Source organism: Roseburia sp. AF25-13LB (assembly GCF_003478915.1).
In the GTDB taxonomy this organism is placed as follows: Bacteria; Bacillota; Clostridia; order Lachnospirales; family Lachnospiraceae; genus Roseburia_C; species Roseburia_C amylophila.
This window is the reverse complement of record NZ_QUFO01000003.1, coordinates 87,933-103,142: the sequence shown is the minus strand read 5'-3', so window position 1 is coordinate 103,142 and position 15,210 is coordinate 87,933. Positions and strand designations below refer to the sequence as shown.

The 15,210-nt window shown below is 40.2% G+C and carries 17 protein-coding genes; all 17 read right to left on the bottom strand.

Annotated features, from left to right (window positions below; all coding sequences use genetic code 11):
- Window positions 1-37: 37 nt before the first annotated feature.
- Window positions 38-1,087 (bottom strand): PDDEXK nuclease domain-containing protein, encoded by a 1,050-nt coding sequence (locus tag DWY37_RS05700; RefSeq protein WP_044999559.1) that lies wholly within the window; start codon window positions 1,085-1,087, stop codon window positions 38-40.
- A 182-nt stretch (window positions 1,088-1,269) separates the two neighbouring features.
- Window positions 1,270-1,479 (bottom strand): transposon-transfer assisting family protein, encoded by a 210-nt coding sequence (locus tag DWY37_RS05695; RefSeq protein ID WP_006859244.1) that lies wholly within the window; start codon window positions 1,477-1,479, stop codon window positions 1,270-1,272.
- 4 nt (window positions 1,480-1,483) lie between these two features.
- A complete protein-coding gene (locus DWY37_RS16090; protein ID WP_243092078.1) occupies window positions 1,484-6,352 on the bottom strand; it encodes a YodL domain-containing protein in 4,869 nt (1,622 codons plus the stop codon).
- A 216-nt stretch (window positions 6,353-6,568) separates the two neighbouring features.
- The gene (locus DWY37_RS05680) at window positions 6,569-6,985 is read right to left on the bottom strand and encodes a winged helix-turn-helix domain-containing protein (RefSeq protein ID WP_118540980.1); all 417 of its coding nucleotides are present in this window, start codon (window positions 6,983-6,985) and stop codon (window positions 6,569-6,571) included.
- 116 nt (window positions 6,986-7,101) lie between these two features.
- Window positions 7,102-7,380, bottom strand: a complete 279-nt coding sequence (locus DWY37_RS05675) for a hypothetical protein (protein WP_006859250.1) — start codon at window positions 7,378-7,380, stop codon at window positions 7,102-7,104.
- 50 nt (window positions 7,381-7,430) lie between these two features.
- Entirely contained in the window at window positions 7,431-8,123 is a 693-nt protein-coding gene (locus DWY37_RS05670; RefSeq protein WP_118540976.1) for a DUF3879 family protein, read from the bottom strand.
- A gap of 54 nt (window positions 8,124-8,177) precedes the next feature.
- Window positions 8,178-8,561 (bottom strand): hypothetical protein, encoded by a 384-nt coding sequence (locus DWY37_RS05665; RefSeq protein ID WP_055288221.1) that lies wholly within the window; start codon window positions 8,559-8,561, stop codon window positions 8,178-8,180.
- Window positions 8,562-8,665: 104 nt separating this feature from the next.
- Complete coding sequence (locus DWY37_RS16470) at window positions 8,666-8,758, bottom strand: hypothetical protein (protein ID WP_158575648.1); 93 nt, start codon at window positions 8,756-8,758, stop codon at window positions 8,666-8,668.
- Between the two features lie 102 nt (window positions 8,759-8,860).
- Entirely contained in the window at window positions 8,861-9,466 is a 606-nt protein-coding gene (locus DWY37_RS05655) for a hypothetical protein (RefSeq protein ID WP_055288220.1), read from the bottom strand.
- Window positions 9,466-9,978: a hypothetical protein gene (locus tag DWY37_RS05650; protein ID WP_243006574.1), complete on the bottom strand. Its 513-nt coding sequence runs from the start codon at window positions 9,976-9,978 to the stop codon at window positions 9,466-9,468. The genes DWY37_RS05655 and DWY37_RS05650 overlap by 1 nt, the downstream gene beginning before the upstream one ends.
- A 537-nt stretch (window positions 9,979-10,515) precedes the next feature.
- Window positions 10,516-11,187: a hypothetical protein gene (locus DWY37_RS05640; protein WP_118540974.1), complete on the bottom strand. Its 672-nt coding sequence runs from the start codon at window positions 11,185-11,187 to the stop codon at window positions 10,516-10,518.
- Window positions 11,188-11,218: 31 nt separating this feature from the next.
- Window positions 11,219-11,437 (bottom strand): GHKL domain-containing protein, encoded by a 219-nt coding sequence (locus tag DWY37_RS05635; protein WP_330417546.1) that lies wholly within the window; start codon window positions 11,435-11,437, stop codon window positions 11,219-11,221.
- Between the two features lies 1 nt (window position 11,438).
- Window positions 11,439-11,768, bottom strand: a complete 330-nt coding sequence (locus DWY37_RS16085) for a hypothetical protein (RefSeq protein ID WP_243092077.1) — start codon at window positions 11,766-11,768, stop codon at window positions 11,439-11,441.
- A gap of 79 nt (window positions 11,769-11,847) precedes the next feature.
- On the bottom strand, window positions 11,848-12,012 hold the full coding sequence (locus DWY37_RS16080; protein ID WP_242854982.1) for a hypothetical protein: 165 nt from the start codon (window positions 12,010-12,012) through the stop codon (window positions 11,848-11,850).
- A 119-nt stretch (window positions 12,013-12,131) separates the two neighbouring features.
- Window positions 12,132-12,827, bottom strand: a complete 696-nt coding sequence (locus DWY37_RS05625) for a DUF6033 family protein (RefSeq protein ID WP_118541062.1) — start codon at window positions 12,825-12,827, stop codon at window positions 12,132-12,134.
- Window positions 12,828-12,922: 95 nt separating this feature from the next.
- Window positions 12,923-14,161, bottom strand: a complete 1,239-nt coding sequence (locus DWY37_RS05620; RefSeq protein ID WP_243092076.1) for a sensor histidine kinase — start codon at window positions 14,159-14,161, stop codon at window positions 12,923-12,925.
- A gap of 193 nt (window positions 14,162-14,354) precedes the next feature.
- Window positions 14,355-15,080, bottom strand: coding sequence for a LytR/AlgR family response regulator transcription factor (locus tag DWY37_RS05615; protein WP_118540972.1), 726 nt, complete (start codon window positions 15,078-15,080; stop codon window positions 14,355-14,357).
- Window positions 15,081-15,210 lie beyond the last annotated feature (130 nt).

Below are 15,210 nucleotides of genomic sequence, written 5' to 3'. Positions count from 1 at the left end.
CAAGGCAGATATCCAACACAGGACATCTGCCTTGATATTATTCATCTGAATCATCAAGTCTTTGTTCAATATTAAATCGTTCACGCTCTATCTCTTTCTTCAATTCTTCTTCTGTTGGCATATATAACTTATATTTTGAAGCATATAAATGATCATTCTCATTTAATACGGAATACTTAACCATTGTTTCATTTTTCTCCGAGCAAAGAACAATTCCAATCGTAGGATTATCTCCTTCCGTTTTAATGTTTTCCTCAAAGTATTTTACATAAAAATCAATTTGACCGATGTCCTGATATGTGAGCTTATGTGTTTTCAAGTCAATCAAAACAAAACACTTTAGAATATAATTATAGAACACCAAGTCGATGTAGTAATGATCCCCATCTATAGTAATTCTTTTTTGTCTTGCTACAAAACAAAAGCCTTTTCCCAATTCAAGTAAAAAATTCTGCAAATTATCAATCAATCCCTGCTCCAGTTCATGCTCCAGGTATGTCTTATTTTCCTCTAAACCCAAAAACTCTAAAATATACGGATCTTTTAATAAATGCTTTGGTTCTGTATTAGGCTCCAGTGATTGGATTTCTCCCCTTACTTCTGCTTTTTTACCTTCGCTAGTGGCTAATATTCTCTCATAATAAAATGAATTTATCTGACGTTCTAACTGTCGTACACTCCATCCACATTCTACACATTCATTTTGATAATACTCTCTTTTTTCTTGTTCCTTTATACGCATAAGCAATCTGTAATGCGACCAACTCAATTCGGAACACACTGTGTTCCATTTTGGATAGACCTCATAAAACTGTCGCATATTACGCAAATTTCTTTCATCAAATCCTTGCCCAAATTCTTCACTTAACCTTACCGAAACATACTTTATCAGTTGTTTTCCATAAATAGAACCATCACCACTCATTGCTTCATGTAACTGTTTTCCTATCGTCCAATAAGCGGATACCATAGCAAAGTTAACCGTTGTAGCTACTTTCTCTCGTGCTTCTAATATTGCATTTCTTATATTTTCAAATTCTGGGAATTTATCTATATCATTTGTGATAATTTCGTTATTCTTTTTCATTGCTACCTCCCAAATAATACATTTCAAAAAACGGAACACACTGTGTTCCATTTTTAACATCGGAATATATGCATTAGAATTATACCCTACAAAACCATTTTTCTCAATCAATTTTATATGCCATATTTTTTGAGAAAATAAAAAAGCAGGCAGCCAGCAATACAGCCAACTGCCTATCTTTCCTACATATCTTCTGCCGCTTCCAGAGAAATTTCTGCAAATTCCTCATCGGTGATGCTCTGGAGCTTACCTAACACCTGCTCTCCAAGCTCCTCCATATCGCTGTCCTTTATGTGCGGCATTACCTGTCTGATCTGCCCAATCATATCCGTCCTGTCCTGTGTCTCAAACACACACATGAAATTGATTTCTTCTACTGTGAATTTACTCATCTTCTTACATCTCCCTCTGTGATTTTTTCTCGGTTTCCTTTTCCGGTGAAGTACGTTCCGCCTTATCCCTCTGCTCTATGACTGCCTTTTTCTCTGCCAACTTCTCTTTTATGGAAATTCTGCCTTTGATCTGCTCCTGTTCCTTTTTCTCCGCTCCATTGTTTAAGACATTATCAATCATGTTGTAATTTTGTTCTTCAAGCTCCTCCACCTTTGCAAGCGGCTTGTATTCTGCCAGCTTGTCAAGCAGCTCCTTCGCCCTTCTCGCAGTCTGAACCGCTTCGCTGTCATCAATCTCCACACCCTCTCCGAAAATGTCCGTTATACCCTCTCTGACGCCTTCAGAAATGACCGCATTGAGAAAGTCATTCAGATACCCGGTATTTCCGTTTCTGATGTCCTCAGTGATGTTAGCAACCTGTGCTTCCCTGTCCTCAACCGTATCCTGATACTGATAGGTATCATAATCGTAGGAAAACTGGTCTATCTGAGAAGCAAGGATAGCCGCCTGCCACTTCTCCAGTGAACCACGCACCTCAATGTCCGGTAACTTGTCAATCAGCTCCGCTATGACCTCGATTGCTTTCGGCTCGTCTGTTATGTCCGGTACATAATCCAAAACCTCCAGATCAATGACCTTGCCGGAGAGAATATCCATTTCCACGTCCTCATAACGCTCGGTTCCCTCGGTGTGTATGTTAATGCCGATACTCGGAATCCCATTCATGCGCTCCGGCGGTATGCTTTTCCACACAGCGATTGCTTCCTCCACGCTTGCGATATTCTCATGGAACTCTCCCAGACTGTGAAATTCGCCGCACTCTGCAACCGTTAAGGTAATGGTTTTCTCCGGTATGGCTTCCACAGCAGACGCTTTCTGCATTGCCTGTTTCTCTGCAAGATAGCTTTCCACTTCCGGAAGATAAGTTGCAAGTGTTCCGGTCTTGCCCTCTGTGATAGGATTGATGTCAACCTTTACCCCGCCAATCATAAGACCGTCCTCGTTAAAGACATTGAACAGATCATCTTCATGCTCCCTGCCCTTATACTCCACAACCACATCCAGATCGGAGCCTGCTTTCTCCAGACCTCTGCATCTGCTTCCGGACACCACCACATCCACAAGCTCAACATCTATCTCATACTCGTCAAGCTTGGATTGCAGATATGCCCATACCGTCTGCTCTATATCGTCCTGTGTCTGTCCGTTGATTCCGTTAAATAATTCCTCTGTCTTTGCCTTGAAATCAGCAACAACACTGTCTGCTTCCTCCCGGATACGCTCGCTTAACCGTTCACGCTCCACCGCTTCTGTTTTCTCCATAAGCTCCTCATAGTCCACCGGAATACGCTTATCCTGTTCCGACAGTCCAAAGTCCTCCAGAACGTCCTTTAACGCCGCATGAATGGAAATATCAGGATTATCATACACGCCACCGTCAACCAGCTTATAATCCGCATCAAAAACGGAATAATCATATCCCTCCGTACAGGTCTGTATGCTGACAAATTTATCTTTTATGGAAAATGCCATCTGCTCCGGCTCTTTTACCTCAAAATACGGATTATCCCACTCCGTAATCGGTACATTTTCCTCGATGTGCTTTTGGTTGGCAGTAGGCATTAACTTCTCCATCTTGCCCTGTTCATAGAGCGTATCGAACCGGCTCATATAAAGGGAAATATCATCAAGACCGCCCTGTTTCAACTGATGTTCAAAACGCCGCTTCACAAAGTCTTTCACTTCCTCCGGTGTCATATCCCGGTGTACTCTTACCTTGTCGATGCCGATACTGTCACTCAACGTCTGCAAATCGTCCATGAAGTGCTTACTTTCCTTTGCTTCACTGCTGTGGGTAAAATCAAGGGAAAGGACGTTTTCGTTATTCTTTACATGGATTACATCAAATTCAATGCCATGCACACTGACACCAAAGGTTGTCCTTGCCTTGTCATCGCTGTACTGTGCATCTTTGCCACGATAAGCCTGAAATGCTTCCATTGCTTCAGAAATGCTGTCAAAACGCTCCAGCTTGCTCCTTTCTGAGCTGTTCTCTGCCCATGTGCTTAAATCGGCAATGACATAGTAGGATACCTTGTCATTATCAATATCCATATGCTTCTGAAGCTGTCTTGCTTCCATGATGCGCTCAAGCTGTGTCCTTCCGTTTACCATGTAGAAACCAATGTTATTTTCCTTGTTGAAAGGCATATTCGCCATTTCCCGCTCTGCTTCATATAAAGCAGCCGCAGCTTCCTCATAGGTATCGTAATGCACTCCTGCTGGTGTGATGTCCTTGATCTGGCTTTGCAAATGCAAAAGCCTGAAATCCCCGTCTGCATACGGATCGTCAATGGCAAAGTAATTCTGTTCAAAGTCAAGCATACTGACCTCACGCCATTCGTTGTAATTGACGAGGAACACTTCATTTTCCCTGTCCGGTTCATCGTCTGCATGTTCCTGTGCTATCTCCGAAAGGATCTCCGTTGTTTCATCAATGACCAAAGTCTGTTCTTGTGTATGCTCTGCCATAAGCTCCTTTGTAAATTCCGGCACTTCCCTGTAACCAAAGGAATCCACATAATGGCTTGTATTCTCTCCGTTCTGATGAAGCACCACCACATCACTGACGGAAAGGGAATGTCCCCGAAAATCTGCCGGACGATCTATATTAAAGCGGGTGTAAATATCTTCAAGGTTTGTGCCCCCCTCTAACGGTGCGGTATAAAGCAGATCATAATTCTCCTTTGTAACCGCAATGCCCTTGCTTTCAAGATAGTCCATTCCCATAAAGTGAATGTCCCTTGCTTCCTCTGTATCTTTGAGCTGATATATGCCAAATCTGTCCTCACTGCCAAATAGAAGCTGTGCTTCCCTGTTTGCAGGGCTTTCCTCTAACTCCTGTTTCATACTCTGGTGTTCCAGATAGGCACTCCAATCGTCCTTTTCCACTCCGAAAATGCCCTCATGCTCCTTTAATTCTTCCAAATCTTCAATGAGCGTTTCGGAACCGTCCTCATGGAGCTGATACACAGCCACATCTTCCCCGAAAAGCTCTGTTGCCTTATCCTTTGTCAAAGGCAGCATTTCATTCCAGGAATAACCATACTCATGCATCTCAGAAAGACCTATCCTGCCATCCGGAAGTGCATCAATCTCCGCCTGTGCATCTATGACAGTAAGCGCTTCATTGACAGGCTGATTTTCTATCATGTATGCAAGTTTCTCCGCCAATTCTCTTGTCTTTTCCATGTCATCGAGCTTGTAATTGTAATTCACAATCAGATTTCTCTCATCATCCGTAAAGACCGTTGCCCCATGCTCCATGCGGTTGATAAGGTTCTCTGCCTGCTGTATGGCAGACAATTCCGTTGATGCACTCACGCCTATATCTGCATCGTATGCAAAATCAAAAAACTGCGGTGCGTGTTCATTCAGTCCGGCACTGGAACTAATCAAAGTCATTTCTGCCCCATGTTCTTTCAGATACAAATTATAATCTCCGTCCCACTCATTCTCGTTAAGCAGCGCCATATCATAAAGCAGCTTTTTAACTTCATCCGGGGACATATTTGTGATTTTGGAAATCTCCCATTCACTTCCCATCGAACCGGAGAATTTTACCACTACATCTCCGGCAGCAACAGGCTCCATTGCTCTATCATAGATTTCCTTTCGTTCTTTCATATCCACAAGTTCCTCTGTATCGGTATTGTAGCGGACATCAAGGTGGTATTCTCCAAATTCTTTTGTATCTTCGTTGGCAATCTCGGTAGTCCATGCCCCTTTACTCTCCAGATATGCTTGAATACTCAGCTTATTGTCCTCACTCATGGCTGAAAGAACGTCCATAAGCTCCTGTCTGTCCATGCCCACAACACTCACAAGGCTGTATTTTGCCAGATCATCATTCTGTATCAGAAGAATACTCTCCTTATTCTGTTCCTGCTCCACTTCCCTGTCCTTCTGTAACTCTGCTAACCTGTCCTCAATGCCTGTGATCAGCTCCGAAGCGGTCTTTCGTATGGTATCAAGGGAAGATTTCAGTTCTTTCATATCCCGGTCACTGCTCCATCCGGCGATATACCCAAAGGAATAGTCCGAGGTATCAATGCCGAAGTGCTGGCACACCGTATAGGCAACACTCTCCGCTTCCACTTCCTTTGTATTGCGGTCTTTGTCTAAGACCGCATCTATATCCTGATTTCGTTCCCGGTCATGGAGCTTTGCGTGTGCCACCTCATGGATAGCGGTCTTTACGGTCTGGCTCTGGCTCATGCCCTCCTGTATGGCAATCCGGTGGTCTGTGGTGTGGAAATATCCCTTTGCCTCCCCTTCTATATCTTCATAGGTAATGGGAACCGGGGAAACCTCCGTAAGTGCCTGCATGAAGTCCTCATAGTCCTCCACGCTTCCCGAAAGCTCATTTACCCCTATATCCGGCAGCTCCTTTCCGTCCGTCTGTGACACGTCAAAGACCGGAACCACACGAAAGGCGGGTATTTTAATCTCTACTTCCTCCGTAATGGGCATTCCGTTCTTGTCAAGCATAATCTCTCCCGTTACCGGATCAAGTTTCTCCTGTTCTTCCTTAAGCTTGTATGGTGCCGGGGCAAGAATACGGATACCCTTTTCCCCTTTCTTAACATGCCTGTCAAAATTTTTCTGCCAAGCCTTGAATCCGGCCACTAAGGTAGCGTCAGGCTTTTGCATTGCGATTAACATGGTGTTGTTAAAGCTGTAATTATGAAATTTTGACATGGTATTCAGATAAGTCTTGTACTTCTCGCTTTCAAAAAGCTCCTTGATACCCTGCTCCAGCTTCTCTGTTATTTCCTGTACTTTCTGTTTTTCTGTTTTAGCGTCTGCCATAGTATTTCCTCCATCTGCTTATTTTTTGCATGACAAAAGGCAGCCATTATTGACTGCCCTTGCACAATTACGATATTCACTTATATCTTTATTATTACTGCCCTGATTCGTTTTGATTTCTGCAATGTACTCCTGTCTCCTTTCTGCTCCTGTCGCTGTAAATGTATTTTACAAATAAAAAAGACAACCAAGATTTTGTTTCTTAATTGCCTGTTTCTATGCTATTAAATTTTTATTGAACCGATAGCCGACTCCCCAAACAGTCTGTATATAGGTTGGCTTGCTTGGGTTATCCTCTATCTTCTCCCGAATATTCCGGATATGGCTCATGACGATGTTGTAATCGCCGGAATAGGATTCCTTCCAGACAATATCATAAATCTGATCCTTGCTGAACACTATTCCCGGATGCTTTGCAAGAAGCTTGAAAATCTCAAATTCCGTATAAGTAAGCTCTATCTCCTGATTTTCCCGAATGATCACCCGTTGAACTTCATCAATCTTAAGACCTTTGAAATTCAATAGATGATTATTCAAACCTGACATCTGAATGATTTCCTCTCTGGTATTTATCAACGATAATATGTGGCTCATCATATCATCCTCATTATCTTCAAATGTCAGAACTAACATTTTCCCATACACATCACCTGCCTTATTACTTTTATATACTGCCTAAGTTCTGGAAAATTCAAAAGAATGATTCCCATATCCAGCCAAGCAGTATGTTATCTGCTGTTTGTTTTTTCTTATTCATTTTCCCTATATCCTATAACGGAAATTACTTTTTCGTTGCATACGATATATGCTACTTGCTTTCCCTCACTCTTTAATTCTGTGGCACATTCTTTTATGTTTTCAGTAAACCAAGATTGAGAACTACAAGTAACAACAATTTCTTCATTACCCAATTTTGTATTATTAGATATTTCTGATAAGCTATCTAAAAACATTTTTTCTAATTGTTCTAAACTTATCACATTAGCAGGTAAAAAAGAAAAAATATCTAATACTTTATATTTACCCATGTAAGCCACCTATCCCTCAGCTCCGCAAGCATTATTTAATGCTACAGTTTTTAAATACTGACATCTATTGATTTCTTCACAAAACCGCTTCCGCTATTTGCAAGTGTACTTTCAACAGACTCTCTTGTAATGCCACCCAATACCCCAAACGGAACTGGCTTTCCAATCTCCCACTTTGGATCAGCTTTTCTTGCGGCATCCAAGAACGCCTGCCGATATGCACGCTCATACTGCTGCATAGTATATCCTGCCGCCAATCGGTCATTTTTCTGTACCTTGTGATACATATTCGTATACACGTCTGAGCGTTTTGTCGTGTCTCCATTCAGTACGCCGTTTTCACGCAGAAATTCTTTCTTTGTTTGTTCAAACATCTCATCCTTGCTACTCTCAGGAATGGTAATGATACGTTTCCGGCTACCTTCATTTTCTTCTGTCACCAGAAGTCCCGCCAGTCCTGTCGTCGGGTCAATATAATCTCCGTCCTTGTCGTAACTTTTCATCAGATTTTTAATACCTTGAATGTTTCCATACATTGCCCCATTTGCATTTGACATCATCTGTTTTATTGCCGCCTTATATTGCTTGCTGTTCGTATCAATGCCCGCCGCCCTTAACTGTGCCTGTACAGAACTGCTGTTTAACTGCGACAACTGAAAGCTGCCTATAGCACTTGCACCTTTTGTGCTTTTTGTTCCAAACATACTGTGAAATAAAAAACTGTAATCTGTTATTTTCGACATAACCTCATCCTCCTTGAAAAATTTAATATGAAATCCGTTTCTATTGTTCATTACCTATTTCATGCCAACAAATTTTGCAACCTCCACATCGAAATAGTCGTCCATATTACTACTGAATCCGGCTGCCTTCCATGCCTGATCAAATGTTATATTTTCAATATTACTTAAAAAAATAAATGTGCTATCTTTTTCTGCATTATTCATTCTTCCGGTAATCTCTAATCGGTATTGATAGGTATAATCATCCGTTTTCCATGTACCATCACTCATTTCATAATGTTTAACCATAATAACCGGCTCAGTATTCTCAAATGCCTCTTTCGAATCCGTTTTTTCATAAGTCCTAACGACAGATGGTTCCTTTTGCGAACATCCACACAGACAAAACATAGTGCAGACTGTTATCATAATTGACAATACTATCTTTCTCTTTTTCATATACCACTCCTCCAAGCGAAATGTGTTCTTATTTCTCATATCGACCAGATTTCTTCTCTTGCAAATCCACCTTGCGCTTATCGACTATTTGTTGCACTAACTGACTATAAAATTACCACTACCCTAAACTCTTTCTCATCACAGTCAAATGCAATTCTGCCATCGTATTTTTCTAACACCGCTTCCGCATTCTTCAAACCAATGCCATGTTACATCAGCACATCCGGCAGACAGCTCTATTTCATTGTTGCAGGAACTGCCCTGCCCGTCCTCTGTGGCTTATTAGGGATAATTTTCTGCTATGCCTTGGCATCAAAGCTACTCTGCATATTATCCACATTTACCGTCTCTTCACTTGCCAGCGGAATCCCTCTCTTTGCATTCCCCCATGCTTCATTGTAGATCATGCACATTTCCGTCTGTCTGGATGCCTCCGCATTGGTGGTATACATCGTCCACCCATTATTGGAATAAGTCGCGACCATCTCCCCATTCTTATCGTAAAACTCTATGTAATCGCTGTTGCCTGACGGCAGTTTCTGATATTTCACTTTCCCTTCAAGCAGTGTTGCCACAAAATCTATTGGCTTCAGCACATTCTGTCTGTTCCTTGAAATAGCTTTCAGCCCGGAAGTAATAATCCCTTTTCTGTCTGGGGACACTTCCGATGTGTAGCTTTTCATCAGCCTATTAAATCCTTCGGATTTGTTTTGGAACTGCCCTTTTTCAAAATCCTCATAAGCTTGTTCCCTGATCTGCTTCCGGTATTCTTTATCACTGACACCGCTTTTCTTTTTAGAGAAAATATATTTGTCATTGAAGTCCGGCAGATGGATGCCGCCTATACTGCCTGTTCCAGAAAAGAACCTTTGTTGTAATGAACCATTGGACGAATTAACTTGCATTATACCACCCTCTCCTGTAAATTTCCTAGTCTATTCAATATTTGATACATCTGGCTATTGCCAAACATATAACTTTGCAAAACAAGCGGTCTCTCTGCCCGTCTGTTTTCTCGGTACAGCTTCATATAGGCATCCTTAGCCTGATAAAAGCTGTCCTCCAATTCTTCCATCTCCTCTGTTGGCATTTCAGGAATATTCCCCTGAATGACCTGCCCCTGGGCTGTTATTCTGGCACAGGATTTCTGCCATGCCACTTCCTGCTCAAATTGCATATCCAGCCACTCTATCTCATCTTCTTTTGTCAGCGGCGTCCCATCTACCTTATAATACTGTTCATTTTCATAGCGCTGTTCAATTTCAGAATACAGCCTTGCATAACTCAGCCCACAAGCATTCACAACATCCGAATAGCCATACTGCCCTTTTTCTTCCCTGATTTCCTTTAATATTCCAGCTCTCATATCGCTGAGTGATGCCGCCGACTGCACCACTGTATGCTTAATTTTATCCATTAAGATTTCCCTGTTTTTCGATAATTGGGAAACTTCTAAGGAATCCCTATGAAATACTTTCTGGTATTCACTTTGACTTCCCTGAGATTTCAAACATTCTCTATTAGGTTTAAAGCCATCCTGCAAATGTACAGGATAATTGGAAATACTAATTGACATACATTTTTCTCCTCGTATGATTGACCATTTACTAATCCTGCCATTTTAGACAGTCCACTGCAAAGTTGTTTTTATGTAACTGCCTGCTCGAGCAGGTAAGCGTACCACCCCTTGCCAGGGTAAACTTCTTTTCAGCAAGATTGCTGTTTCTCCCCTCCGTTGCTCCCCTGCAGATATCCGTCCGGCTTGTTGATAAGCGAAGTCAGGTCAATCGTCCTCCCAAAGCAGTCCACGCCTTCAGCTTTATTACTCTTTCAGTAATAATCATTGAAAACTTTTTCATTTTCCTTGATAACTTTATTGAAATTCTGCTTCACGGCAAATTTCTTCGGATTCCAATGGATTACTTGGTTTGATAATGATACACCATTCATTACACTATACCTCACTGCCTGTCGCGGTTTCCGTCATAACATTTGCGTCATAAGCATTGGAAGCCATCGCCATCTGCCTCTTACTGCTCCATGCCTTTGTCAGCCTGCTCCTCTCCAATTCCTGCTTTGCAATCTTTTCTTCCAACGCCTCCTGCTGAAATTCCTTCATCCGCGCCCGCTTTTCCAGATATTCTTCCAGCAGTTCCTTCTGCCTTGCCTTTTTCTGCCGTCCGGCATCAGTCCCCTTTGTGGAGGAATGCCCGGAATAACCGACATTTTCCTTCATTCCCTGCGTATAGCCGTAACATTTCTCATATGTGTCATCTATATGCATATATGATATTTGTGGAATATAGTTTCCAAAATTAACTGCCTTATTCTTCGCTAAAGCGTCTAATATTTTCTTCTCATATTCCGGATCAGTCTGCATTCTTTTATAAGCGGCATCCGTAATATCTATAATATCATTTCTATTCCGCTGCGATGGATGTGTATATAATGAATTCATCTTTTCATTAAAATACGCCTTGTATTCCTCTAAAGTCATATCTTCTGGGGAAACCTGACTTTTGTCTGTGACCTTTTCCGCAAATCCCGCTTGTTTTTCCTCCTTCCTCAAACCCATGTAACTCTTTGCTGTTTCATAATAACTGCCATAAACTGAACCTACATCCATTACTACATTCTCCTTCCTTTTTCATATTTTTTTATTTTATTTCCTTCTGCTGCAGCATTACTGTGACTTTAAACACATCGTTTTTTATTTTGATATCCATATCCCCAAGATAATGGTCTGCCACATTCTTTACATTTTTTAACCCTATTCCATGCTCCATCAAAATATCCGGCAGATCGCTCTGTTTCGTTGTCATCGGGACGATACCTCCATCTTCCCATATCACTTTCCCATCAAAGCTGTTTTCCACTTCAATCAGTAGGAAATGATTCTTTTTCTTTAAAGTCAGATTGATATATCGCTGTTCCTTGTTTGTAATTTATACTTTTAAAGGCTACCAAAAACTTCTCTTTAGCCTGCTCCATTATTGATACTGCGGTTTTCTGATATTTTGTATCAAACATTTGAGCCTTATCTTGTGTTTTTACTTCATTTTGAGGGCTATTTCTACGGAAATACCATGAACTGTCCGCGTTTTCAAATGCTTTATTGGTTTGTTGACAGGTAATATATCCTTCTAAATTTGCCAGACGCATTTTAAAGGCTTCGTCCAATCCGGCTAAATCTTCGTCAAGTGTCAATGACCTTTTCCCCGTAAGTTCGTAGGAAACTTCACGATCTCCATTTTCATGTTCTTTTACGATTTCATTATAACGGGTTTCATATCATTTCCCGCAGCATATTTCTTCCTGCATCAGAAATAGAAAGATTTGCCGACTGCTTCACCATCTTTGAGATTGCTTCCCTAACAGTTGCTTTTCCCCGTATATAATTTGTAGTCGTTCCGAAATAATCATAATTATGTCCGACTCCATTAATAGCCATTTCCTAATCCTCCATTGTCATCAATTTTTTATATTGCCGCCCCTGCCCCCTTGCAATAAGTCCGGGCAGTCCGCAAAAGCAAAGGTTTATGCGCCTTGCGGAATATGAACAATTTCTCCTTATGCCTTTATATCAAAACTTGCCCCTGTCGGCGCAGATGTACCAGAAACCGCAGCTAAGAGGTTCTGCGTAACACTTTTTACATCAGTGCCAGTAGCCGATATTGTAAACGTTTCATCTTCTGTCAGCTTCTCCAACTGCGCCTTTTTCTCTGCCCGTCTCTTAGCTGCCTTTTCTTCTGAGATTTTTCTTTCCTCACGCTTTTTCTGTAATCTTTCTTTTTGTTTCTTTTCCGCATTCAATATAGTTGAATTTTGTTTTGAACCACTGGTTCTTGTCATACCTCCGCAAGTAACAGAAGCATTCCCATCGGCATCTATTACAGTTGTAACACCATGTATCACTGCATTATCAGCTTTGGCTTGTGCAAACATTCTATTCTGTCCCGGTACTGCACCAGTTAAATTAAACTCTACTTTCTTGGCAAATTCCGGATCATTTGCCATTTTCTTTAGACATTCGCTAGAAAGATTTATTACCACTTTATTTTCATTTCCACTCATAAGACTGCTACCCGTATTAAAAGTAATCTCCGGGAACTTTTTACACAGTTTCTCATAATACTCCTGTACCCCGTCCTTGCTGTTTGCTGATGTGCCTGTCTTTACTTCTGTAGCCGCCTTACTATCCGATTTTTTTATTCTCTCCGTGTAATTTGTTGCATAACTACTATAATTATTAATCTCCATTGACATAGTAATCACCATTCCTTCCATTCAATTTATAGTTTCTACATAGTTTATCGAAACTTCCTGTCAATGATTTCACTCAAATGGTGTGAACAACGATTTTATGGGTGTGAAATCTTTCCATACATCATAATGGTAAGATTAAATCTCTTTTTATTGCCTGTATCGCTAAGCACAATATCAATATCGCCCATATACTTCTTTGCACATCTTTGGATATTGGAAATGCCAAGTCCATGTAACTTCGCGTCCTTCTTATGACTTACAGGCAATCGGGTTTCCACATCAAATACAACTTTTCCCGAATAGCTGTTTTCAATCTCTATAAAAAATAAATTGCCCTTTACAAAAGCATGCAAATAAATACTCTTTTCCCCCTCCACCTCACAGCACGCCTCTATGGCATTCTCCAGTGCGTTATCCAAAACAACACCTACATCATAAGCATCTATTTTCTGTTTTGACGGAAATATAAAATCAACATCAAATTGAATCTTCTTTTTCTGCGCTTCCTGACTTTTCTGATGAATGATAATATCCGTAATCGGATTGCCTGTCTGATAAATGAAATCCAGCCTGCTAACCGTTTCTTCCATTTTCCCGATGTAGCTTTTCAATTCTTCACTGTCTGTACCGATTATAGTTTTTACATACAATGAAATATTTGACAAATGGCTTCTCATGTCATGCCGAAGCCCTCTCATATCTGTATATATATCCTGTATTTCTTCAATCTCTTTCTGCATTTGCCGCACTTGATTTTCCAGTATGGCACGTTTCACGGCTTCCTCGTTATACTGTACCAATTTTTGAAACAATATGACACTTGCGATAATAGTAAAAAGCAACAATACGCAGATAACGGGTATCCAAAACTTTGTTGTCGGAACGCTATCATAAACAATTACAGTCATTCCATTTTCAACCGATATAATCATCATTTTTATTGTTATTGAAATACATAATGTGGCAATGCAGGGCAAAATTAAAAAAACATTCTCATGTGTCTGTAACAGATAATCTTTTCTTACAAACTTTTTGCTTATCAAAAGCAGATATACGGACAACAGAAAAGCATAAAACAATACACAAATAATCACTATAACTGCAAGTGAAATGTCTTCCCAACTATACAGTTTGTCTAATGTGTTTGACTCACTTTTTGCAAGTATAATATCAAAAGTCTTATTCCATAATCCAGTAAAGGCAATGCTAAATACACTGACAATATATTTTACCGTTTCTTTCCCTGCCACAAAGCTAAATGCAATAAATAACTGTTTTTGTATATCTTTCTTAAAGAATAAAAACTGCATAAACAACAGGATACAAATATTCAAGATTATTCCAGCAACTTCATTAACAGAAAATCTACTGTTCAACATTTCAAAAATGGCAATCTGAATAAAAAAACAGACTATGCTCCATACTACGAAAACTATTTTTTTCCTATATCTACCTTCCTGAAAACTCCATGTATAAATAACACTTAATATACTGTCAATAAAATACATAAAAACAGGAAACAACATTTCAAACATTGACAATTCCTCCGTCCTTTGCATATCTCATATAACGCTTTACAAAATCAGTATATTTCTTTTGGGCAAGTATCAGTTCATCCCCTCCTACAACTTGAATCGAGTCTGCACTATATGCACAAATTTTTTCCATGTTCACAAGATAACATCTATGACACCGATAAAAGGCATTCCCTAATTCTTTTTCCAGTTCTTCCATTTTTCCATAAGTGTCAAACCTACCATTTTTTGTATGATAAATCACTTTTTTATTGCTGCTTTCAATGTAATAAATATCTTTTAGATATATTTTCTGCTGTGTGCCAGAGTTTTTTATAACGATGTATTTTTTACTCTGTTCTTCTAAAGCAGACACTTCTTTCCATGCACGACGAAAAACCTTTGAAAATTTTTCCTCATCAATTGGTTTTACCAGATAATGAAAAGCATTTACATCAAAGGCTTCCTCCATATATTCCCGATAACCTGTAATGAAAATAAGAATACTTTTTACCCATCCCTTTCTTTCCTGCTCCTGTCTAAGTTTCCCCGCAAGCTCTAAGCCAGACATTTCTTCCATGGCAATATCCAGAAAAGAAATTGCAAAGTTTTCTCCTGTTTCCAGCATCTCTTTTCCTGATGAAAACTGACACACCTCTGCTTCCGACTCCTGATTCTTTATCAACTGAGCAATAGCCTCACAAATTGCCTTATCATCATCTACAACTGCAATCTTCACTTCAAATCAAACCTTTCTAATCTTTTTAGGCTACATAAACCATCATCTATTATATCGGCAAATAAAGGGTTCTCTCTGACTTTATGGTGTGAAATACTGATATTTAGGTGCGAAATACTATTGCATTTCA